The organism is Ancylobacter sp. WKF20 (assembly GCF_029760895.1).
Lineage (GTDB): Bacteria > Pseudomonadota > Alphaproteobacteria > Rhizobiales > Xanthobacteraceae > Ancylobacter.
The window spans coordinates 97,123-118,075 of the sequence record NZ_CP121679.1 but is presented as its reverse complement, the minus strand read 5'-3'; the positions used below and the strand labels follow the sequence as shown (position 1 = coordinate 118,075).

Here is a 20,953-nt window from a genome sequence, read left to right as displayed (position 1 = left end):
CTTACTGGCTGACGGTGTCGAGGAAATGCCGGCCCTCACGGTCCTCGATCTCGACGAACCACAAGTCGGGATCGAAGCGGATCTCCCGGCGCATCCGCTCCTCGCAGTCGAGTTCGGTCGAGCCTTCGGGAACGATGGCGGCGAAGAGCCGCTCGCCGGGCTCATAATCGCCGTCGAGCGAGGGCATGGCCGGCCCGTACAGCGTCGCCGTGCCGTCGAGCCGCGTCGCCTTGACGAAGACGGCCCCCGCCTCCTCCGCCCCGCGCCGACGCACGGCGGCGAAGGCCCCCGCGCCATTGGCCCGGCGGATCAGCGCCGAGACCCAGATGGCACTTTTGAGCCGCATCGATCCGCTCGTTTTCCTACTGGATGGTGAGGCCGGCGACGGCGTTGAGCTCGCGCACCAGCCGGTCGGAAATATCGCCGGTGACGGGCAGGCGGCGGTCGCGCTCGAAGCGCTGAATGGCGTCGCGCGTCGCGTCTCCCGTGCGCCCGTCGATGCGGATTGGGCCATAACCGAGCCGCGCCAGCGCCTTCTGCACTTCCATCACACGGGCCGACACCGCCACGTCGGCCGGCGGCACCATGGCGGCGGCGGGCGCGGGAGCCACGGCGGCAGCCGGGGCGGCGGGCGCCGCCGGGCGCGGCGGGGCAGCGGGCTTTACTGGCGGCAGCGGGGTCGCCGGGGCGGCGACGGGCGCGGCGGCCGGCGGCGCGGCAGGCTCCGCATTCATTGGCTCCGGCGCGGCCTCGGGCGCCGTCGCCGGCTGGGCTGCGGGCGGGATCGGCACGTGGCGCAGCTCATTGGGGGCGCTGACGGGCTTGGGCACGTCCCGGCGGGCGCCCTGAAGCCACAGCGCGTTGAACAGGAAGCCGGCGCTGGCCACCGCCGCGAGGGACAGCATGAACAGATCGGACCGGCGACGGCCCGAGCGATAGGGCTGCCCGGCGAAGCGCTCTCCGGGCAGGTCAATGTCGTCGACGAGCAGGTCGCTGGCGTAGGAACGCGGCATGTCCACCCAACCGGCGCGCCCCCCTGGCGCGTTGATCCCGCACTGTGTCATGCGGGGCTTAAGCGAACCCTAAAAGATCCGCCGTGCTTAACAAGCCCTTGCGAAAATCCAGCGATTTCGCGCCTTTGCGACATCGGTTGGGCAATGTCTTGCCGCTAGGATACGCCATTGAGGTAGTGGGTGACGGCCGCAGGACGCGTCATGTTCTTTCTGTTGCGCATGTGTTTCTGGTTGGGGCTTGTGCTCCTGCTGCTGCCGGGCATCACCGGCGGCTCCTCGAGCCATGCGCCGACGGGCGAGCCGAAGGTGAGCCCGATGGAGGCCCTCTCCGCCGCCTCCTCCGCCGTGGCGGATGCCGGGGGCTTCTGCTCCCGCCAGCCGCAGGCCTGCGCCATCGGCGCCGGTCTGATCGAGATGATCGGCGAGCGGGCTCAGGCGGGCGCGCAGTTCGCCCTTGCCTATATCAGCGAGCAGCTGGTCGAGGAGAAGCGCAAGGCCGCCGCGCGCGCGCTCGGTGCCCCGGCGGGCGACACGCTGACCACCCATGATCTCAGCCCGGCCTGGCAGGGCCCGAGGTTGCCCACCGCTCCCACCGCCACGGGCGCGAACACGCCGACCCAGTCTCCGGTCGAGGCGACGCCCGGCGCCCCCGGCTCATCCGTGCCGCTGCCGCCGAAAAGGCCCGCCTGAGACGCCGACGGCCATTGCGCCGGGCCCTGCCGCGCCCCTATATGCGCCCCCTGAGAGGCGCTGATGAGCACACGCACGATCGACAGCATCATCGAGGATTTTGAGCTCCTCGATAATTGGGACGACCGCTACCGCTACCTGATCGAGCTCGGGCGCGCCCTGCCGCCCTTCCCGGAGGAAGCGCGCAGCGAGGCCACCAAGGTGCAGGGCTGCGCCAGCCAGGTATGGCTGGTCAGCGAGACGGCCGCCGCCCCCGAAGGACCGGCCCTCGCCTTCCTCGGCGATTCCGACGCGCATATCGTGCGCGGGCTGATCGCCATCCTGCTGGCGCTTTACTCCGGCCGACCGGCGCCGGACATCCTCGCCGCCGACCCGGCCGCCGTGTTCCAGCGGATCGGCCTCAAGGATCATCTCACCCCGCAGCGCTCGAACGGGCTGCGCTCCATGGTCGAGCGCATCCGCGCCGATGCCCGGCAGGCGCTAGCGACCTCCGCCGCCTGAAGCGTCCGCGCTCAGGCCGGTCCGGTCTCCTCCGGCGCCGTCCAGCCGCGCACCTTGGTGCGGGATGGCCCCTGCGCCGCATCCCCGAGGCCATAATGGCGGGCGAGACGGTCGAGCCCGAGCGCCAGCACGACCTTGGCGGTGCGCGCGGGCCAGGCGCGCTCGCGCTCGACCTCCTCAAGACCTTTGAGGAAGCAGCACACATCGAGCAGCAGGCCGGAAAACTCCGGCCCGACCGCCTCCACGGCGCCGCCGAGCCGCTCGCGCGCCGCCAGCGCCGCCTCGGAAAAGGTGAGCCCCGGCGAACTGCCTCGCCCGCGCCGGGCGGGGGCGTTCCAGTCGGCGGTGAGGCGCGGCGTCATCTGCGCGCGGGTGAAATCGACCCGCAGCCGCTCGCCGGCCAGCAACTGGGCGGGCGCGATCAACGCCCTGCCGTCGCGCCCCCGACGCCGGGCGAGCCAGCCAAGCGGCGATTCATCGAGATCGATCTCGACCCGGGCGCACACGCCATCCACCATGACCTCGATGGTCTCCAGCGCCCGTTCACGCCCCATGGCCACACTCCCCCATGAGGCGGGCGCGCACCTCGTCCTCCAGCCGGCCGACCCAGCCGTCCCATCCAGCGACCTCGCGCCGCTCCTCGATCTGTCCGCACGCATGGTCGACGCTGGTGCGGTGACGCCCGAAGGCGGCGGCGACCTCGGCCTGCGGAATGCCGAGGCCGACATGGGCGAGATAGAGCGCCAGCGCCCGTGCGCTCGACACACGACGCGGCCCGCGCCCGGCCGCCAGCAAATCAGCCAGCGCGACGCCGCTGGCCCGAGCGGCGGCCTCGGCGCAGATAGTGAATGGAACGGGCAGGGCGAAGACGGGCGGCGGAAGCTCGGAGGAATGGCCGGGCCCCTGTGACGCGTGATACATGACAGCCTCCACGAACTAGGAATTTAAGCCTAGTTCGGCGCGGCAGGAGAGACAAGAACAAATAACGAACATTCTGGATCTATGCACGCCACATCAATGGGCGACGTCGTACCGGCGACGCGTCATAATTCTAGGATTTTTATCCTCGCATCTCTCACGCGCCGTATCCTCGGGTCTTCACCAACGAGGGAGGACGGCGCATGGGAGACAGGTCACGGCGTATCCGGGCCACGCGCGTGGAGGAGCCGGCAACCCAGATCGCCGCGCGAGCGGCGGCGCTGCGCCCGTTCATCGGGCGCACACCAGCGGAGCGGATCACCGCCATCTCGCGGCTGCTGCGGCAGGAGCGCCGGGCAGCCGCTCAGGGCGCGGGCTACGATGCCTGCCGCCACGCGGCATTGAACCGCCTGCTGGCTGAGTGCCGGGCGAGGAGCCCTGCGCCACACGAAAACGGCCGCCGCGGATGAGCGCGACGGCCGTTCATTCAGGCGACAGCGGCGGGGCCGGCCGCGGATTGGGTCAGCGCGCGGTGCGCCGGCGCTGCTGGCCGAGACCCATTTCCTTCGCCAGCGCGGAGCGCGCGGCGGCGTAGTTCGGGGCGACCATGGGATAGTCGGCCGGCAGGCCCCACTTCTCGCGGTACTGCTCGGGCGTGAGATTGTACTGCGTGCGCAGGTGGCGCTTCAGCGATTTGAACTTCTTGCCGTCCTCCAGGCACACCAGATATTCCGGCGCGATGGACTTCTTGATCGGCACGGCCGGGCGCAGCGGCTCCGCCGGCGGCTCGGCGTCCACCTTGGTCACACGCTGCAGCGCGCTGTGCACCTCGCTCAGCAGATTGGCCAGATCATTCGCCGGAACGGTATTGTTGCTCACGTAAGCGGAGACGATATCGGCGGCAAGCTCTATATAATTGGCAACGTCCGGAGTGTCGCTCATGGCTCATTCTTTGGATGACATACGGAATTTGGTCCACCCGGCGCACAGCAGCTGCAGGCTCGCGCCGAGATCCGTAACAATACGTGACATACTAATCCTAGACCACTTAGTCAGGATACATGGATGGATAGATAAAATTCAAAAACATGTCACGCAAGATATTTCGACCTAAATTCGCATCTTTTCGTCGCGTGTTTTATGTCGCCTCATGCAAAGCTCGCCAGCCTACGACGAATTATCAAGGCGAGCGCGGCGTAGATCGGCCGCGGAGCGATCCCGCCACGGCGCACCCACTTGCGGCATGGGGGCTGTCCAATTATCTCATGGAAGATCATCAGGAAGAAATCCCATGAACGAGGCTATTCGTCGACCCAAGGTGATAAAAAGCGATGCCGAGTGGCGCGCCCAGCTCACCCCGGAGCAATATCGCGTGACCCGCGAGCACGGCACGGAATGCGCCTTCGGCGGCCCGCATCTGAGCCAGAAGGAGCCGGGTCTCTATCGCTGCGTGTGCTGTGATGCGCCGCTGTTCCGCTCCGATGCCAAGTTCGAGTCCGGCACCGGCTGGCCGAGCTTCATGCAGCCGGTCGACGCTCAGGCCGTGACGGAAAAGCACGATTTCTCCTACGGCATGCACCGGGTCGAGGTGCTCTGCGCCACCTGCGACGCCCATCTCGGCCATGTATTTCCGGACGGGCCGCGCCCCACGGGCCTGCGCTACTGCATGAACGGCGTGGCGATGACCTTCACGCCCGACCGGGCCGGAGACGCCACGCCGTGAGCGAGACGCCCTCTGCTCTCGCTCACCCCCCGCTGGTGCGCACCATCCATGGCGTCACCCTGAGCGATCCACATGCCTGGCTGCGCGCCGAGAACTGGCGCGAGGTCATGCGCGATCCCTCGCTTCTGGCGCCAGACATCCGCCAATGGCTGGAGGCGGAGAACGCGGCGACGGAGGCGTGGTTCGGCCCGCTCGGCGATCTGCGCCGCGACCTCGTGAAGGAGATGCGCGGGCGCATCAAGGAGGACGATTCGTCCGTACCCGCCACCGATGGGCCCTACGCCTATTTCACCCGCTTCCGCGAAGGCGGCCAGCATCCGCTGATCTGCCGCCGCCCGGCTGGCGCGGTCGCCGGTGAGACTATCCTGCTGGATGGCGACGCGCTCGCCGAGGGCAAGGCCTATTTCCAGTTCGGCGACGCCCACCAGTCCCCCGACCACGCGCTCTATGCCTGGACGGCGGATGAGGCGGGCTCGGAGTATTACACGCTGCGGGTCCGCAACATCGCCAGCGGTGCCGACCTCCCAGACGTGATCGAGGAGACCACCGGCGACGTGCTGTGGAGCGCCGATGGGGCGTATCTGTTCTATATCCGCCGCGATCCCGAGCACCGGCCTAGCTTTGTCTACCGCCACCTTCTGGGCGGCGACCCAGCCGATGACGTGCTGATTTATGAAGAGCCGGACAAGGGCTTCTTCGTCTCGCTCGGCCAGACCCAGTCCGGCCGCTTCGGCCTCATCTCCTGCGGCGACCACGACACTAGCGAAACCTGGCTCATCGACCGGCACGACCCGCGGGCTCCGCTGGTGCTGGTGGAGCCGCGCGCGGCGGGCCTGCGGTACGGTGTCGAGCATCATCCCGATCTCGACGGCACGGAAAGCCTGGTCATCGAGACCAATGCCGATGGCGCCGAAGACTTCAAGATCGTCGCCACCCCGCTCGCCACGCCCGGCCGCAGCAACTGGCGGGAAATCGTGCCGCACAAGCCTGGCCGGCTTATTCTCTCGGTTGCCGTGCTGCGCGGCCATCTGCTGCGGCTGGAGCGCGAGGACGGCCTGCCGCGCCTCGTCGTGCGCGCCCTCGCCGATGGCAGCGAACAGGCGGTCGCCTTCGCCGAGGAAGCCTATTCGCTCGGCTTCGATGCCGGCTATGGCTTCGACAAGACCGAGATCCGCTTCACCTACGCCTCCATGACCACGCCGACCGAAGTGTGGGACTATGACGTGGCGAGCCGCGCCCGCGTGCTGCGGAAGCGCCAGGAGGTGCCCTCCGGCCATGATCCGGCGCGCTATGTCACCCGGCGCCTGCTCGCGCCGGCGGCCGATGGCGAACTGGTGCCGGTGTCGCTGCTCTATGCCAAGGATACGCCGCTCGACGGCACGGCGCCCTGCCTGCTCTATGGCTATGGCGCCTATGGCATCTCGATCCCCGCGAGCTTCTCGACTTCGCGCCTGTCGCTGGTCGATCGCGGCTTCGTCTATGCCATCGCCCATATTCGCGGCGGCACGGAGAAGGGCTGGCGCTGGTATCGCGAGGGCAAGCTGGCGGCGAAGACCAACACCTTCCACGATTTCATTGCCGCCGGCGAACATCTGGTGCGCGAGAAGATCGTCGCGCCCGACCGCATCGTCGCCCATGGCGGCTCGGCGGGCGGCATGCTGATGGGGGCGGTGGCCAATCTGCGCCCGGAGCTCTTCGCCGGGATCGTCGCGGAAGTGCCCTTTGTCGACGTGCTCAACACCATGCTCGACGACACGCTGCCGCTGACCCCGCCGGAATGGCCGGAATGGGGCAACCCGATCACCGACGCGGAGGCCTTCGCGTATATCCGGTCCTATTCGCCCTATGACAATGTGAGCGCGCAGGATTATCCGGCGATCTTTGCCCTCGCGGGGCTGACCGATCCGCGCGTGACCTATTGGGAGCCGGCCAAATGGGTGGCGCGGCTGCGGGAGACAAAGACAGACAGCCATCCGCTGCTCCTGCGCACCAACATGGAAGCCGGGCATGGCGGCGCCGCCGGGCGGTTCGACCGGCTGGAGGAAACCGCGCAGGTCTATGCCTTTGCGCTAGCGGTCGCCGGCGGAAAATAAACGCGCGACACCTCCCAAAAGCAAAGGGGCGCCAATGGCGCCCCTTTTTTCGTGGGTGATGACCGGCGGTCTCAGCCTTCGCGCGGGGCGACGCCGGAGACGTGGTCGCGCAGATCCTGAAGCGAGGCGAAGCGCAGCGTGCCATCCGGCAGGTCCGCCTCGATCGAGCCGTCCGAATAGAGCTTGTAGGCCATGCCGCCGATGACACCGGACTTGAGCACGGTGATCTCCGGCTCGGGCGCCAGTTCGTCGTCGCCCAGCAGATCCGCCTCGCGCAGGAAAGCGGGCGGGGCGCCCGGATCCGGGCCGAGATCGGCGCGGGGGAAGGGATCGCGCACCAGCGGCTCCTGCAGCACGGGCTCGCGCACCGCCGGCTCGGCGAGGCGCGGCTCGGGTGCACGCGGTTCCGGCGCACGCGGTTCCGGCGCACGCGGCTCGGGGGCAGCCCGCCGGGGTTCGGCACGCGGCTCCAGCTTGTCCGGCGTCAGGCCGGGGAAGAACGGGCGCTCGGCCGGCGCGGCGGGACGTTCCGGCGCCGGGGCGCGCTCGGGCAGGCTGCTGCGCAAGAAGGGCGGCGGGTCGCGCCGCACGGGAACCTCGCGCTCGGGCTCCCGCACCACCTCGGAGGCGGGACGCGGGGGCGGCAGCGGCTCGAAGGGCAGAGCCGTCTCGGGGGCCTCGGGCTCGACCAGCGGCTCCGGCTCGACCACCGGCTCGGCCTCGCGCTTGCGGCGGAACCAGGAGGGAAGACCACCGGCGGCGGGGGCCGGACGCTCGTCGGTCTCGACCGCCTCGACCGGGCTCTCGGCCTCGGCCGCGAGGTCCGGCGCGCGCTCGAGGCGCGGCTCCGGCTTAGGCTCGAGCTTCGGCTCCGGCTTGGCCTCGACCTTAGGTTCGGGCTTGGGCTCGCTCCTCGGAGCAGGCCGGGCCTCGGGCTTCGGCTCCGGGCGGGACGCCGGCTTGGGCACGGGGATGGGTTCCAGCTCGGCGGCGTGAGCCGGCCGGGCCGGCTTCGCGGGACGGGACGGGGCCGGCACGGCGGGCTCCGGCTCGGCGGCGAAGGGATCGAAACCGTCGGCGTCGAGGGCCAGCGGATGCGCGTGGGCGTGCTCCTGCAACTCATGATGCAGGTGGGTCGCCTCCTCCTCCTCGAACTGGATGATGCCGTCGAGCCGGTTGGCAACGTCCACCAGCGCCCGCTGCACCAGGCCCAGCGCCACCAGCAGCAACCCGCCGACAAAAACGATGCTGCCGGATGTGAGCACCGCCGCGCCGGAAGTCGTTTCCGAGCTGTTCAGGCCTAACACGCCGCAGACGATGCCGATAACGGCTACCGCCATGCCGACGCCGATGACAATTGCACCCATCAACTCACTCCGCCCGACCGATTCGCGCTCGGCCTTGTTCACGTCGACTTTACGTCCAGACCTGCTTTTACAAAAGCTGCACAGGAAAATGCACCCCTCCACGGGTAATTCGTGGACAGTCTATCCACCGCCTTCACCCCTACGACCTTCGGCGGAGAAGAATTTCGGCGCACGCGATGCTTTTGGTTGTCGGGCGCGGCGGTCCGCCCTATCTAGACGGAGCCGCCGGGCGTGGTGCCGACGCACCCGCAACCGATGCCGGAGCGGCGCCGGATTTCATTTCGCGGAGACAGTTTCGATGTCCTTCACGCTTCCCGAGCTTCCCTACTCCTACGACGCCCTCGCCCCCTATATGTCGCGCGAGACGCTTGAGTATCACCACGACAAGCACCATCAGGCCTATGTCACCAACGGCAACAACCTGCTCAAGGGCACCGAGTGGGAAGGCCAGTCGCTGGAAGAGATCGTGAAGGGCTCCTATGGCAAGAATGCCGGCCTCTTCAACAATGCCGGCCAGCACTACAACCACCTGCACTTCTGGAACTGGCTGAAGCCGAATGGCGGCGGCGCCATCCCGGGCGAGCTCGAGAAGAAGATCGTCGAGGATCTCGGCTCGGTGGAGAAGTTCAAGGAAGACTTCATCCAGGCCGGCGTGACGCAGTTCGGCTCCGGCTGGGCCTGGCTCGCGGTCAAGGACGGCAAGCTCGTCATCGCCAAGACCCCGAACGGCGAGAGCCCGCTGGTTTCCGGCGCGACCCCGATCCTCGGCGTCGACGTGTGGGAGCACTCCTACTACATCGACTACCGCAACCGTCGTCCCGACTATCTCAAGGCGTTCGTCGAGAACCTGGTGAACTGGGACTACGTGGCCGAGCTCTATTCCAAGGCCGTCTGATCACCTCGACGATCAGCATTTTCAAGGCGTCGGCCCCACCGGCCGGCGCCTTTTTGCTGCGCCCTACCCGGCATAGGGCCGGCGCGGGCGCGGCTGGTCGCTGATGACGCAGTAATCCGCCCAGAAATTGTACTGGTAGGTCGAGCGCCACTGGTACAGCCAGTTCTCGCATTCCGCCTTGGTGCGGAAGCAACCCTCCACCGTGCGGGTCTGCAGGCGGTTGAGATAGAGCCCCCATTCGCGCTGGCCGGTGAAATGGCCGTACCAGAGCTTGTTGGGCGGAATGGTCTGGGCCATCACCTTGCAGTCGCCGCCGGGAAACGCGCCGGTAAACTCATAGGCCCGCGCCGCGCCCGCGCCGGCGGCGAGCGCCGCGCCCGCAACAACCATCGCCATCATAGCCCGCATGACACGCCCTCCCTGCCGGATGCCCCATCCTAGCGGGGGCACAGGAGGCTGGCGACCGGCGACGCGCGGCTAGAGCCAGCGCACCGCCCGCAGCAGCGCCACCAGTCCCGCCCCGAGCAGCCCGGCGATGAGGGTCACCGCCCAGAAGCCGTTCGGATCCTGCGCGCCGGGAATGCCCTCCACATTCATGCCCATCAGCCCGGTAATCAGCGTCATCGGCGCGAACACCACCGTCACCGCCGCCAGCACCAGCATGGAATGGTTCATCTGCTCGGCGCGGCGTTCCACCATCTGGTCGTAGATCACCGCCGCGCGGTCGCGCACCGAGTCGAGTTCCTCGGCGAAGCGCGTCACCCGGTCTGCCGCCTCGCGCAGCCGGTTCCGGTCGCGCGGGGAGAGCCACTCGGCATCCTCCAGCGAGAAATGGTTCAGCGCCTCGCGCTGGGGGGCGATGTAGCGGCGCAGGATGATGGCGACGCGCCGCACCTCCGAAACCTTCATGCTGAGATTGGACAGCGTCGCCTTGAACACCTGCTCCTCCAGCTCGTCCGCCTGCTCGGCGAGCGCGGTGATGACGGTGTCCATCCGGTCGACGAGGCGCATGGAGATGTCGGCCACGAACTCGCCGGGCGTGCGTGGGGCGCGGCCGCGCTGGATCGCGTCCTCGAAATCGCCCATGGCCGAGAGCGGGCGCTTGCGCACGGAGACGATGCGGTTCGGCTCCACCCAGAAGCGCACCGAATGCATCTCGTCCGGCAGCGAATAGGGCATGAGGTTGATGCCGCGCAGATTAAGGAACGCGCCGTGCTCATAGAGCGCGCAGCGCGGGCGCGTCTCCGCCGCCACCAGCGATTCAACGATGCCGGGATCGATGCCGGCAGCGTTGTTCAGCCAGCTCTGGCCGTGGCGGTGGTCGAGCTGCTGCAGGCTGATCCAGATGAAGGCCGGCGCGCGGGGCGAACCCTGATGGATCTCCTCCCAGCCGGCGCGGCGCGCGCCGCCGGCACCGTCGAAGATCCAGGCGCTGACCAGGCCTTCCGTATCGAAATCGGGCACGCGCGCACTCCTCCGGCTCGGCATGAACAGCCGATGAACGGCTGCATTGGAATGCGTTCAGTTTGATGAACCTATTGCAACAGCCGGTTCAGCTTGGGTTCTGGGGCACCGTTCTAGCTTTGACTTCATCAACGGCCAATACCGGCCGCGAGCGACCCGCAGAGTTCCGACGAGGACCGCCATGATCCGCCTCGCAAAGCCCACCAAGCTCGCCGCGCTTGCCCTGATCGGGGCGACGCTGGCCTCGGTTCCCACCGCGTCCTATGCGCGCAACAACACCGGCGCCGCCGTGGCGGCCGGGATCGCCGGCGGGCTGCTGCTCGGCGGCATCGCCGCCGCCGCTGCCAGCGACTATGACCGCGGAAATAACTACTATGCCCCGCCCCCGCCTCCCCCGCCGCGTTATGGCTACGGTGGTGGTGGTTACGGCTACGGCGGTGGCTATGGTGGCGGCTACGGCCCGCGCTATGTGCCGGCCTACGGGCCGGGCTACCGCCCCTACCGCCCGCGCTGCTGGGTGGAGACCCAGACCTTCTATAATCGCTGGGGCTACCCCCGCTCGCGCGACGTGGAAGTGTGCCGCTGAGCCATACAGCACCGGATGAACAGGGCGGCGGAGCGATCCGCCGCCTTCGTTGTCAGTAGATGACCGGCTGTGGCTCGACGCTGACGATGCCGGAGCGGTCCAGCGTCTCCAGCGCCGCGCGCACCGCCACGCCGCCGACCACCAGATCGGGCGCCAGCTCGGCCAGCGGGATCAGCGCGAAGGCGCGCTCCATCATGCGCGGATGCGGAATTTCGAGGTCCGGCTCATCCACCCGGTCCTCGCCATAGAGCAGAATGTCGATGTCGATGGTGCGCGGCCCGAAACGCACCTCCCGCGTGCGGTCCCGCCCGAAGGCGTGCTCGACCCCCAGCAGCATGTGGAGCAGCTCGCGCGCCGACAGCTCGGTCTCTACCGCCACGACCATGTTGAGATAGGGCCCCTGCGGCACCGGCCCCCAGGGCGGGGTCTCATAGAGCGAGGAGCGGGCGATGATGGTGAGCCCGGTGCGGGCGATCACTCCCACCGCCTTCGCCATGGTGCCCGCCCGGTCGCCCAGATTGGAGCCGAGGCAGAGATAGGCGGTGCGTTTCTCGACCTTGCGCGGCCGGCGGATGAAGAAGTCAGGTGGCGCCACGGATCGCCTCCGTCACCCGCGCGGCCTGCACATGGGCGGCCACGTCATGCACGCGGATCATCGCGCAGCCGGCCATGATTCCGATGACGTTAGAGGCGATGGTGCCGGGCAGGCGCTCGGCCGGCGTGGTCTCGATCACCTTGCCGATCAGCGATTTGCGCGAAGTGCCGAGCAGCAGCGGAAAGCCGAGCTTGCCGATCTCGGCCAGCGAGCCGATGGCCTTCAGATTCTGCTCGAAGCTCTTGCCAAAGCCGATGCCGGGATCGAGCGCGATGCGGTCGGGCCGGATGCCCGCGCGCGCCGCCCGCTCCAGCGCCTGCTCGAAGAAGGCGATGATGTCGGCAACGATATCGACGGTCGGATCGACGCTCGCCCGGTTGTGCATGGCGACCACGCCGGCCTCATGAGCGGCGGCGACGCGCGCCATGTCCGGGTCACCCATCAGCCCCCAGATGTCGTTGACGATGACCGCGCCCGCCTTCAGCGCCGCCTCGGCGACGGCGGCCTTCTGCGTGTCGATGGAGATCGGCACGGGCAGCCCCGCCAGCGCCTCGATGGCCGGGAGCACGCGGCGCAGCTCCTCCTCCATCGGTACCGGCGTGTGGCCCGGCCGGGTGGATTCGCCACCAATATCGAGAATATCGGCGCCCTCCGCGACCAGGCGGTGCGCATTCGCCACCGCATCGTCCAGCGCCGCGCTGCGCCCGCCATCGGAGAAGGAATCGGGGGTCACATTGAGGATGCCCATGATGAGCGTGCGGCCCGCATAATCGAGCCGGCGGCCACGCGCATCGAAAAGGCGGTCAGTGGGCGGAGGAAGTGCAGCCATGGCGGTTCCGGCGTCGCGTGTCGTTCCCACCAAATCGCCCGCCACGCGGCGGAAGGCAAGGGCCGGAGCTCACCTGGGCGGTGCGTCCGCCATTCCCCGGCTTGCCTCGCCGCACGCGGCGCGCTCTAAAGTGGCGTCAGACACGCCCGCAGAGGACCACCATGTCCGGTGACATCGACGGCAAGATCTTTCTCGGCCGCAGCGACAAACCCGAATATCTCTCGCTCAAGCTCGCCAATCGGCACGGCCTCGCCACCGGCGCGACCGGCACCGGCAAGACGGTGACGCTGCAGACGCTGGCGGAAGGCTTCTCGCGCGCCGGCGTCCCGGTCTTCGCCGCCGACATCAAGGGCGACCTCTCCGGCATCGCCATGCCCGGCGAAGGGCCGGACTGGATCGTCAAGCGCTGCGCGGAAATCGGCATTGACTATGTGCCGGACGAATTCCCGGTGATCTTCTGGGATCTGTTCGGCGAGCAGGGCCATCCGGTGCGCGCCACGGTCTCGGAGATGGGGCCGCTTCTGCTGGCGCGGCTGATGAACCTCAACGAGGTGCAGGAAGGCGTGCTCAACGTCGTCTTCCGCGTCGCCGACGAGCAGGGCCTGCTGCTGCTCGACCTCAAGGATCTGCGCGCCATGCTCGCCTTCGTGGCGGAGAATGCGGGCAAGCTCACCACCAGCTATGGCAATGTCTCGACGGCCACAGTCGGCGCCATCCAGCGCCAGCTCCTCGTGCTGGAGAATCAGGGCGCCGACAAATTCTTCGGCGAGCCGGCGCTGAAGATCAGCGATCTCATGCGCGTCGAGCCGCGCTCGGGCTATGGCACGATCAGCATCCTCGCCGCCGACAAGCTGATGGGCGCGCCCCAGCTCTACGCCACCTTCCTGCTCTGGCTGCTGTCGGAACTGTTCGAGGAACTGCCCGAGGTCGGCGACCCCGACAAGCCCAAGGTCGTGTTCTTCTTCGACGAGGCGCACCTCTTGTTCGACGGCGCGCCCAAGGCGCTGTTGCAGAAGATCGAGCAGGTGGTGCGGCTCATCCGCTCCAAGGGTGTCGGCGTCTATTTCGTCACGCAGAACCCGCTGGATGTGCCGGAAAGCGTGCTCGCCCAGCTCGGCAACCGGGTGCAGCATGCGCTGCGCGCCTTCACGCCGCGCGACCAGAAGGCGGTGAAATCGGCCGCTGACACCTTCCGCCCCAACCCGGCGCTCGACACCGCCCGCGTCATCACCGAGCTCGGCAAGGGCGAGGCGCTGGTCTCGACGCTGGAAGGCAATGGCACGCCCTCCATCGTCCAGCGCACGCTCATCGCCCCGCCCGCCGGCCGCGTCGGACCGATCACGCCGGAGCTGCGGCGGGTGGCGATCCAGCGCAGCCCGGTCCGGGGCATCTATGATGAGACGCTCGACGCCGACTCCGCCTATGAGATGCTCGCCCGCCGCGCCGCCGAAAGCCCGGCCCCGGAGACGCCCGCCCCCACACAGGCCGATGCCGCCGGCGGCGGCTGGATCAGCGATGTGCTTGGCGGGCTGTTCGGCGGCGGGCGCACGCGCGGACGCATGACGATCAGCGAACAGGTCACGAGGCAGGTGACGCGCGAGGTGACCAATCAGGTCACCAAGGCCATCCTGCGCAACATTCTCGGCGGGGCGCGTCGGCGCTAGCCTTCCCTACCCCCGTCCCGGCGGGGCCACTCGCACAAGGAATCTTCTGATGAGCGATCTCGATCGCGTCCTCGCCGCCGTCGATGCCGATCTCGACGGCGCCCTGGAACGGCTCTTCGCCTTCCTGCGCATTCCCTCGATCTCGACCGACAGCGCCTATGCGAGCGAGTGCCGCCGCGCCGGCCAGTGGCTGGTGGACGATCTCGTCGGCCTCGGCCTCACTGCCAAGCTAAACGACACGCCCGGTCACCCGGTCGTCACCGGCATCTCGCAGCTCGGCACCGGCAAGCGCGTGCTGTTCTACGGCCATTACGACGTGCAGCCGGTCGATCCGCTGGAACTGTGGGAGAACCCGCCCTTCGAGCCGAAGATCGTCGAAGGCCCGAACGGGGTGAAGCGCATCGTCGCGCGCGGCTCCTCCGACGACAAGGGCCAGGTCATGACCTTCGTCGAGGCGTGCCGCGCCTATCTCAAGGTCACCGGCACGCTGCCCGTCGACGTCACGATCATGGTCGAGGGCGAGGAGGAGAACGGCTCGGGCAACCTGCCACCCTTCCTGCAGGCGAACCGCGACGTGCTTGCCGCCGACCTCGCGCTGGTCTGCGACACCTCGATGTGGAACGCGACGACCCCGGCCATCACCGTCTCGCTGCGCGGGCTGATGCATGACGAGATCGTCGTCACCTGCTCCAATCGCGACCTGCATTCGGGCTATTATGGCGGGGCCGCCGCCAACCCGCTGCATGTGCTCTCCAAGGTCATCGGCGCGGTGCACGGGCCGGACGGGCGCATCACGATTCCCGGCTTCTATGACGGCGTGGTCGAGCCGCCGGAGGAGGTGAAGGCACAGTGGAACACGCTCGGCCTGACGCCCGAAGTGTTCCTCGGCCCGATCGGCCTGTCGCAGCCGATTGGCGAGCAGGGCCGCTCGCTGGTCGAGATGACCACCTCGCGCCCGACCTTCGAGGTCAATGGCATGTGGGGCGGCTATATTGGCGAGGGCTCGAAGACCGTCATCCCCTCAATCGCCACCGCCAAGATCTCCTGCCGCCTCGTCGCCGGGCAGAACCCGGTGCATGTGCGCGACGCGGTGCGCGCTTTCGTGCGCAGCCTCATCCCGGCCGACTGCAAAGTCGAGTTCCGCGGCGGCGAGGGCTCGCCGGCGGTCGCCGTCTCCCATGACAACCCGAACCTCGCCAAGGCCAGTGCCGCGCTGGGCGATGAATGGGGCAAGCCGGCTGTGACGGTCGGCGCGGGCGGCTCGATCCCGATCGTCGGTCATTTCAAGAAGACGCTGGATCAGGACACGCTGCTCATCGGCTTCGCGCTGGATGATGACCGTATCCACTCGCCAAACGAGAAGTACGACCTCGCCTCCTTCCACAAGGGCATTCGCAGCTGGGTGCGCGTGCTGGCGGCGCTGGCCGCCTGAGGCACCGAACGCTGCGAGGCGGGGACGGCCCCCGCCCCGGATCGAAAGTCGCGTGGCGGAGTCTTCCCCGCCAAAGATCTAAAGTCGCGTGGCGGGGTCTTCCCCGCCATGCCAGAACCGCTCACCCGAAACTGCCGGCCGCGTGAGGCGGCCGCGACGCGCGGAGCCTTCCGATGTCCCATAGCTGGACCCGCACCTTCACCTATCTCGACGGCGCCTGGCATGAGGGCAATGTGCCGATCATGGGCGTGCGCACCCACGCCGCCTGGCTCGGCACCTCGGTGTTCGACGGCGCCCGCGCCTTTGAGGGCGTGACGCCGGACCTCGAACTGCACTGCCTGCGCGTCAACCGCTCGGCGGTGGCGATGGGGCTGAAGGCGGTGGTGCCGGTAGAAAAGTGGATCGAGCTGACCCATCAGGGGCTCAAGCACTTCGCGCCCGACGCCGCGCTCTATATCCGGCCGATGTACTGGGCCGAATATCCCGGCGCGCGCACGGTGGATGCGGACGCCGAGTCGACCCGCTGGTGCCTCAGCCTCTATGAGGCCGGCATGCCCGACCCGGCGCACGGCACCTCCATCACCCTCTCGCCCTTCCGCCGGCCGACGGTGGAATGCGCGGTGACCGACGCCAAGGCCGGCGCGCTCTACCCGAACAATGCCCGCGCTTTGGTCGAGGCGCATAAGCGCGGCTTCGACAATGCGGCGCTGTGCGACATGCTCGGCAATGTCGCCGAGCTCGCCACCGCCAATGTGTTCATGGTCAAGGACGGCGTCGCCTTCACTCCCGCCGCCAACGGCACCTTCCTCGCCGGCATTACCCGCACCCGCACCATCGGCCTTCTGCGCGAGGCGGGCGTCGAGGTGGTCGAGACCTCGCTGCGCTGGGAGGATTTTCGCGGCGCGGACGAGCTGTTCACCACCGGCAACTACTCGAAGGTCTCCCCGATCACCCGCATCGAGGAGCGCGAGCTCCAGCCCGGCCCGGTCTATCGCCGCGCCCGCAAGCTCTACTGGGACTTCGCCCATAGCTGACCCGCTCCCGCCCCCCGCCATGACCCGCGCCTCCGACGCCGCGCACGCCCTCCCTTCGCTCGACGCGCTGGTCGAGGGGGTGCGCGCCGGCAACCGGGCGATGCTGGCGCGGGCGATCACGCTGGTGGAATCGCGCAAGGCCGAGCACCGCGCGCGGGCGGAGGAGTTGCTGCAACGGCTCCTGCCCTTCACCGGCACGGCCATGCGGGTGGGCATCACCGGCGTGCCGGGGGTGGGCAAGTCCACCACCATCGACACGCTGGGCACGCACCTGACCGCGCAGGGGCACCGCGTCGCCGTGCTGGCGGTCGACCCCTCCTCCTCGCGATCCGGCGGCTCGATCCTCGGCGACAAGACGCGGATGGCGCGGCTCTCCATGGATGCGCGCGCCTTCATCCGCCCCTCGCCCGCCGCCGGCACGCTGGGCGGGGTCGCCGCCCGCACCCGCGAGACGCTAATGATCTGCGAGGCCGCCGGCTTCGATATCGTGCTGGTCGAAACGGTCGGCGTCGGCCAGTCGGAGACGGCGGTGGCGGACATGACCGACACCTTCCTGGTGCTGATGCTGCCGGGCGCCGGCGATGAGCTTCAGGGCATCAAGAAGGGCATCATCGAACTCGCCGACATCGTCGCGGTGAACAAGGCCGATGGCGAGAACGCCACGCGCGCCCGCGCGGCGGCGGCCGAGTACCGCGCCGCGCTGCATGTGCTGGGGGGACGCGAGGCGCATTGGAGCGTGCCGGTGCTCACCTATTCCGGCCTCACCAGCGAGGGGGTCGACGATCTCTGGCAGCAGGTGACGCTGCATCGCAGCCGCGCTCAGGCCGCTGGCAGCTTCGAGGCCAAGCGCAGCGCGCAGCAGGTGAAGTGGATGTGGACGCTGTTCGATGAGCGCCTGCGCGCCCGGCTGCGCGCCGATGCCGCCCTGCGCGCCGAGCTCACGCAGATCGAGGCGGAGGTCGGCACGGGCCGGCTCTCGCCATCCCTCGGCGCTGGCCGCATCGCCCTGCGTCTGGGTTTGTGAGAAATCATACCCTCAAAATGCCGGATTGAACGTGTTAAGGTCCGCTCTCCACCATCCTGGCGATCGGATGCTGCCCGGAGCGGGAGGTTCAGCCCGCTTGGTTCAACGTACCGAAGCAGGCCGGAGGCTTTCATGAGCAAGGTGGACCTCAGCGGACGCCGCATCTTTCTCGTCGAGGACGAAGCCCTCGTCGCCATGATGATCGAGTCCATGGTCGAGGAACTCGGCGGCACCGTCGTCGGCACCACATCGGCGGTCAGCGACGCGCTGAATTTCGTCGCCGAGCGCCATGCCGAGATCGACGTGGCCCTGCTCGACCTCAATCTGAACGGCAAGCGGTCCTATGACGTCGCCGCGGCGGCCAGCGGTCATGGCATCCCCGTGGTGTTCGCCACCGGCTATGCCGATGACGACCTCATCGAGGACTGGCGCACCCGGCCGGTGCTGACCAAGCCGTTCCAGCTCGCCGAGCTCGAAGGCGCTCTCCTGCGCGCGCTCGACGCCCAGACCGCCTGACCCTTCCCGCCATGCCGCCGGCGCCCCCTCCCTTGCGGGTGTTGATCACCGGCTTCGGCCCCTTCCCCGGCGCGCCCTCCAATCCCTCCGCGACGCTGGCGCGGACACTCGCCCGCAGCCGCCGGCTGCCCGGTGTGCGGCTCAGCGCCCTGACGCTGCCGACCGAGTGGAAGGCGGCCGAGGATTTTCCCGCGCTTCTGGCGCAGGAGGCGCCGGACATCGTGCTGATGATCGGCCTCGCCGCCCGGCGGCGGGCGCTGTGCATCGAAATCAGCGGGCGCAATGGTGGCGGCAGCTTTCCCGATGTGGCCCGGCGGCGCCCCGTCTCGCGCGTCATCGCTCCCGGTGGCCCGGCCCGCATCGCCTGCCCCGCCCCATCGGCTGCGCTGCTTCACGCCCTCTCCGGCGCTGGCGTACCCGCCCGGCTGTCGCGCGATGCCGGGCGCTACATCTGCAACGCGCTGGCCTACCGCGCCTATGGCTGGGCGCGGGCCGAGGGACGGCGCGCCGTCTTCATCCATGTCCCGCTGCCCCGCCCCGGCCTGACGCTGGCGCAGATGCACCGCGCGCTGGAGGCGCTGCTGCGGAGGCTGGTCGCGCAGCGGTGCGCGGCGCCTATTGCGGCGGCTCGACGGTGATGCGGATCGAGGCGTACCAGGCGGCGAGATTGGCGATGTCGGCATCGGTGAGATCCTTGCTCACCACCGTCATCATCTCGTTGCTGCGCCGGCCGGCGCGGAAATCCTCCAGCGATTTCATCAGATACATCTCGACCTGACCGGCGAGGTTCGGCGCCTCGGGATGCTGCGACAGGCCGTTGGCGCCATGGCAGACCGCGCATTGGGCGGAAGCCTTGGCGCGCCCGGCCTTGGCGTCCTGCGCATGGGCGGGTGTCGTGGCCAGTGCGGTGGAGGCGAGAAGAAGCGCCGCCGTGGCAAGCGGCGCGAGGGGTGAAGATGGCATCGGCTTTCCCGGCATTGATGCGTGAGGAACGCCCGCGACCGGGGTGGGCCGCGGGCGTCGATCTGATGGAGCGCGCTACTTGCCGTAGGAGATACGGTAGATCGCCCCCGACGTGTCGTCCGAGACCAGCAGCGAGCCGTCATTGAGCTGCGCTACCGCCGCCGGACGGCCGAGATACTCGCCATTGCCGGTCAGCCAGCCCTCGGCGAAGGGCTCGGCCTTGGCCGCCGTGCCATCCTCGTTGAGCGTGGTGAACATCACCCGCGCGCCCACCGGCACGGTGCGGTTCCAGGAGCCGTGCTGCACCGAGAAGATGCCGCCGCGATACTTCTCCGGGAATTGCTGGCCGGTATAGAAGGTCATGCCGAGATCGGCGGCATGCGCGACCATCTCGACCTCCGGCTTCACCGCATCCGCCGGCGGCGTCGCGTCCTTGTACTCGACGGTACGCACCGAGCCGCCGCCGAAATAGGGAAAGCCGAAATTCTGCCCGGCCTTGGTGGCGCGGTTCAGCTCGCCCGGCGGGATGTCGTCGCCCATGCCGTCCACCTGGTTGTCGGTGAACCAAAGCGTCTTGTCCTTGGCATTGAAGTCCATGCCGACGGAATTGCGCACGCCCCAAGCATAGACCTCGCGGTTCTTGCCGTCGCGGTCCATGCGGATGATGCCGCCGATGCCGACCTTCTTGTAGAGGTCGTACTTCTCCTGCGGGAACACGTTGAAGGGCTGGCCAAGCGATATGTAGAGCTTGTCGTCCGGCCCGATGCGGCAGACGCGGGTAGTGTGGTTGTAGGATTCTTCGGCCCTCGGAATCAGGTCGCCCTGCTTGACCACCTGGAAGGCGGCGACGTCCGGCCCCTCATAGAAATACTCCGCCGCCGGGAACAGCAGCACGCGGTTCTGCTCGGCGACGAACAGGAAGCCATCCTTGGAGAAGCACACGCCGTGCGGCAGCTTGAACTGCACGGAGGGCGCGAAGACCTTCACCTCGTCAGCCACGCGGTCCTTGTCGCGGTCGGTGACCGCCCAGACCTTGGCTTTGCGCGTGCCCACGAAGACGACGCCGGTGGTCGGCCCGATCGCCATTTCACGCGCATCCGGTACGATGGCGTAGAGCGAAATCTTGAAGCCATCGGGCAGCTTGATGCCGGCCAGCGTCTTGTTGAAGGCGTCGACGCGCGGGCCGGTCTGCGGCACCGTCTCCATCTCCATGGAGGCGCCGGTGGACTGGAAGTTGGACAGCTTCTCCAGATTGTCGGTCGATTGGGCGCGGGCGGCGCCGGTCGCGGCCAGCGCCAGCACGCCGGCGAGCATGGTCGAGGCCAGCAGCGCGCCAGCGCGCCCGCCGAAACGGTTCTTGGACATGGGGTTCCTCCTAAGTGCCGGGCCTCGAACGGGCCCGTTGCGCCGGCACGCTAGCACGCGCGCCGCTGACGTTAAGTCAGGCATGATGACGTTATTGGTTATTTCTTTTTACCGCGGCCAAGAAACTTGCCATCTCCGGCCAATGTAACATTTCACTACTACAATCGAGCCGCGATGACTTGATTTCTACATTATAACGCATACCACCGCACCCCGACCCGTACCGGCTGGTCATGTTCCCGGCGGCGAATCCTGCTAAGTCGTTGGCGCAGAGCCCCTCG

At 68.4% G+C, this 20,953-nt stretch carries 24 protein-coding genes; 12 read left to right on the top strand and 12 right to left on the bottom strand.

The window, feature by feature from the left end; all coding sequences use genetic code 11:
• Nucleotide 1: 1 nt before the first annotated feature.
• Both AncyloWKF20_RS00570 and AncyloWKF20_RS00565 read right to left on the bottom strand, forming a co-directional pair.
• A complete protein-coding gene (locus AncyloWKF20_RS00570; RefSeq protein WP_279316043.1) occupies nt 2-346 on the bottom strand; it encodes a DUF1491 family protein in 345 nt (114 codons plus the stop codon).
• Between the two features lie 16 nt (nt 347-362).
• On the bottom strand, nt 363-1,013 hold the full coding sequence (locus AncyloWKF20_RS00565) for a peptidoglycan-binding domain-containing protein (RefSeq protein ID WP_279316042.1): 651 nt from the start codon (nt 1,011-1,013) through the stop codon (nt 363-365).
• 201 nt (nt 1,014-1,214) lie between these two features.
• Between AncyloWKF20_RS00565 and AncyloWKF20_RS00560 the strand changes: the two genes are divergently transcribed.
• Entirely contained in the window at nt 1,215-1,703 is a 489-nt protein-coding gene (locus AncyloWKF20_RS00560; protein ID WP_279316041.1) for a DUF5330 domain-containing protein, read from the top strand.
• Between the two features lie 63 nt (nt 1,704-1,766).
• Nucleotides 1,767-2,204, top strand: a complete 438-nt coding sequence (locus tag AncyloWKF20_RS00555; protein ID WP_279316040.1) for a SufE family protein — start codon at nt 1,767-1,769, stop codon at nt 2,202-2,204.
• 11 nt (nt 2,205-2,215) lie between these two features.
• Here AncyloWKF20_RS00555 and AncyloWKF20_RS00550 read toward each other — a convergent pair whose 3' ends face one another.
• The 3 genes from AncyloWKF20_RS00550 to AncyloWKF20_RS00540 all read right to left on the bottom strand — a co-directional run bounded on the left by AncyloWKF20_RS00550 (nt 2,216) and on the right by AncyloWKF20_RS00540 (nt 4,064).
• Nucleotides 2,216-2,758, bottom strand: a complete 543-nt coding sequence (locus AncyloWKF20_RS00550; protein ID WP_279316039.1) for a DUF6456 domain-containing protein — start codon at nt 2,756-2,758, stop codon at nt 2,216-2,218.
• Nucleotides 2,748-3,125 (bottom strand): chromosomal replication initiator DnaA, encoded by a 378-nt coding sequence (locus AncyloWKF20_RS00545; protein WP_279316038.1) that lies wholly within the window; start codon nt 3,123-3,125, stop codon nt 2,748-2,750. Before AncyloWKF20_RS00545 ends, AncyloWKF20_RS00550 begins: the two co-directional genes overlap by 11 nt.
• A 519-nt stretch (nt 3,126-3,644) precedes the next feature.
• Entirely contained in the window at nt 3,645-4,064 is a 420-nt protein-coding gene (locus AncyloWKF20_RS00540) for a MucR family transcriptional regulator (RefSeq protein ID WP_279316037.1), read from the bottom strand.
• Nucleotides 4,065-4,413: 349 nt separating this feature from the next.
• On the opposite strand from AncyloWKF20_RS00540, the gene msrB reads away from it, so the two are divergent.
• Together msrB and AncyloWKF20_RS00530 are read left to right on the top strand one after the other, a co-directional pair.
• Nucleotides 4,414-4,845, top strand: coding sequence for a peptide-methionine (R)-S-oxide reductase MsrB (gene msrB / locus AncyloWKF20_RS00535; RefSeq protein ID WP_279316036.1), 432 nt, complete (start codon nt 4,414-4,416; stop codon nt 4,843-4,845).
• Entirely contained in the window at nt 4,842-6,938 is a 2,097-nt protein-coding gene (locus tag AncyloWKF20_RS00530; protein WP_279316035.1) for a S9 family peptidase, read from the top strand. The genes msrB and AncyloWKF20_RS00530 overlap by 4 nt, the downstream gene beginning before the upstream one ends.
• 71 nt (nt 6,939-7,009) lie before the next feature.
• Here AncyloWKF20_RS00530 and AncyloWKF20_RS00525 read toward each other — a convergent pair whose 3' ends face one another.
• On the bottom strand, nt 7,010-8,305 hold the full coding sequence (locus AncyloWKF20_RS00525; RefSeq protein WP_279316034.1) for a hypothetical protein: 1,296 nt from the start codon (nt 8,303-8,305) through the stop codon (nt 7,010-7,012).
• A gap of 298 nt (nt 8,306-8,603) precedes the next feature.
• Here AncyloWKF20_RS00525 and AncyloWKF20_RS00520 point away from each other — a divergent pair, with 298 nt between their 5' ends.
• Complete coding sequence (locus AncyloWKF20_RS00520; RefSeq protein ID WP_279316033.1) at nt 8,604-9,200, top strand: superoxide dismutase; 597 nt, start codon at nt 8,604-8,606, stop codon at nt 9,198-9,200.
• A 63-nt stretch (nt 9,201-9,263) separates the two neighbouring features.
• On the opposite strand, the gene AncyloWKF20_RS00515 is transcribed toward AncyloWKF20_RS00520, so the two are convergent.
• Together AncyloWKF20_RS00515 and AncyloWKF20_RS00510 are read right to left on the bottom strand one after the other, a co-directional pair.
• On the bottom strand, nt 9,264-9,608 hold the full coding sequence (locus tag AncyloWKF20_RS00515; RefSeq protein ID WP_279316032.1) for a hypothetical protein: 345 nt from the start codon (nt 9,606-9,608) through the stop codon (nt 9,264-9,266).
• A 69-nt stretch (nt 9,609-9,677) separates the two neighbouring features.
• The gene (locus tag AncyloWKF20_RS00510) at nt 9,678-10,664 is read right to left on the bottom strand and encodes a zinc transporter ZntB (RefSeq protein ID WP_279316031.1); all 987 of its coding nucleotides are present in this window, start codon (nt 10,662-10,664) and stop codon (nt 9,678-9,680) included.
• A 181-nt stretch (nt 10,665-10,845) separates the two neighbouring features.
• Here AncyloWKF20_RS00510 and AncyloWKF20_RS00505 point away from each other — a divergent pair, with 181 nt between their 5' ends.
• Complete coding sequence (locus AncyloWKF20_RS00505) at nt 10,846-11,250, top strand: hypothetical protein (RefSeq protein ID WP_279316030.1); 405 nt, start codon at nt 10,846-10,848, stop codon at nt 11,248-11,250.
• A 52-nt stretch (nt 11,251-11,302) separates the two neighbouring features.
• Here AncyloWKF20_RS00505 and folK read toward each other — a convergent pair whose 3' ends face one another.
• Both folK and folP read right to left on the bottom strand, forming a co-directional pair.
• Complete coding sequence (folK, locus tag AncyloWKF20_RS00500) at nt 11,303-11,845, bottom strand: 2-amino-4-hydroxy-6-hydroxymethyldihydropteridine diphosphokinase (protein ID WP_279316029.1); 543 nt, start codon at nt 11,843-11,845, stop codon at nt 11,303-11,305.
• Nucleotides 11,832-12,674, bottom strand: coding sequence for a dihydropteroate synthase (gene folP / locus AncyloWKF20_RS00495; protein ID WP_279316028.1), 843 nt, complete (start codon nt 12,672-12,674; stop codon nt 11,832-11,834). Before folP ends, folK begins: the two co-directional genes overlap by 14 nt.
• 161 nt (nt 12,675-12,835) lie before the next feature.
• Between folP and AncyloWKF20_RS00490 the strand changes: the two genes are divergently transcribed.
• The 6 genes from AncyloWKF20_RS00490 (at nt 12,836) to AncyloWKF20_RS00465 (ending at nt 18,982) form a co-directional block, all read left to right on the top strand.
• Nucleotides 12,836-14,338 (top strand): helicase HerA-like domain-containing protein, encoded by a 1,503-nt coding sequence (locus AncyloWKF20_RS00490; protein WP_279316027.1) that lies wholly within the window; start codon nt 12,836-12,838, stop codon nt 14,336-14,338.
• 49 nt (nt 14,339-14,387) lie between these two features.
• Nucleotides 14,388-15,770, top strand: a complete 1,383-nt coding sequence (locus AncyloWKF20_RS00485; RefSeq protein WP_279316026.1) for a dipeptidase — start codon at nt 14,388-14,390, stop codon at nt 15,768-15,770.
• A gap of 173 nt (nt 15,771-15,943) precedes the next feature.
• Nucleotides 15,944-16,804, top strand: coding sequence for a branched-chain amino acid aminotransferase (locus AncyloWKF20_RS00480; RefSeq protein WP_279316025.1), 861 nt, complete (start codon nt 15,944-15,946; stop codon nt 16,802-16,804).
• A 19-nt stretch (nt 16,805-16,823) separates the two neighbouring features.
• Entirely contained in the window at nt 16,824-17,828 is a 1,005-nt protein-coding gene (meaB, locus tag AncyloWKF20_RS00475) for a methylmalonyl Co-A mutase-associated GTPase MeaB (protein ID WP_279316024.1), read from the top strand.
• A 132-nt stretch (nt 17,829-17,960) separates the two neighbouring features.
• On the top strand, nt 17,961-18,344 hold the full coding sequence (locus tag AncyloWKF20_RS00470; protein WP_279316023.1) for a response regulator: 384 nt from the start codon (nt 17,961-17,963) through the stop codon (nt 18,342-18,344).
• Between the two features lie 38 nt (nt 18,345-18,382).
• Nucleotides 18,383-18,982: a peptidase C15 gene (locus AncyloWKF20_RS00465; protein ID WP_279317837.1), complete on the top strand. Its 600-nt coding sequence runs from the start codon at nt 18,383-18,385 to the stop codon at nt 18,980-18,982.
• Here AncyloWKF20_RS00465 and AncyloWKF20_RS00460 read toward each other — a convergent pair.
• Together AncyloWKF20_RS00460 and AncyloWKF20_RS00455 are read right to left on the bottom strand one after the other, a co-directional pair.
• On the bottom strand, nt 18,960-19,307 hold the full coding sequence (locus tag AncyloWKF20_RS00460) for a cytochrome c (RefSeq protein ID WP_279316022.1): 348 nt from the start codon (nt 19,305-19,307) through the stop codon (nt 18,960-18,962). The two genes, AncyloWKF20_RS00465 and AncyloWKF20_RS00460, sit on opposite strands and share 23 nt — an antisense overlap.
• A 75-nt stretch (nt 19,308-19,382) precedes the next feature.
• Nucleotides 19,383-20,621 (bottom strand): PQQ-dependent sugar dehydrogenase, encoded by a 1,239-nt coding sequence (locus AncyloWKF20_RS00455; protein WP_279317836.1) that lies wholly within the window; start codon nt 20,619-20,621, stop codon nt 19,383-19,385.
• Nucleotides 20,622-20,953: the final 332 nt, after the last annotated feature.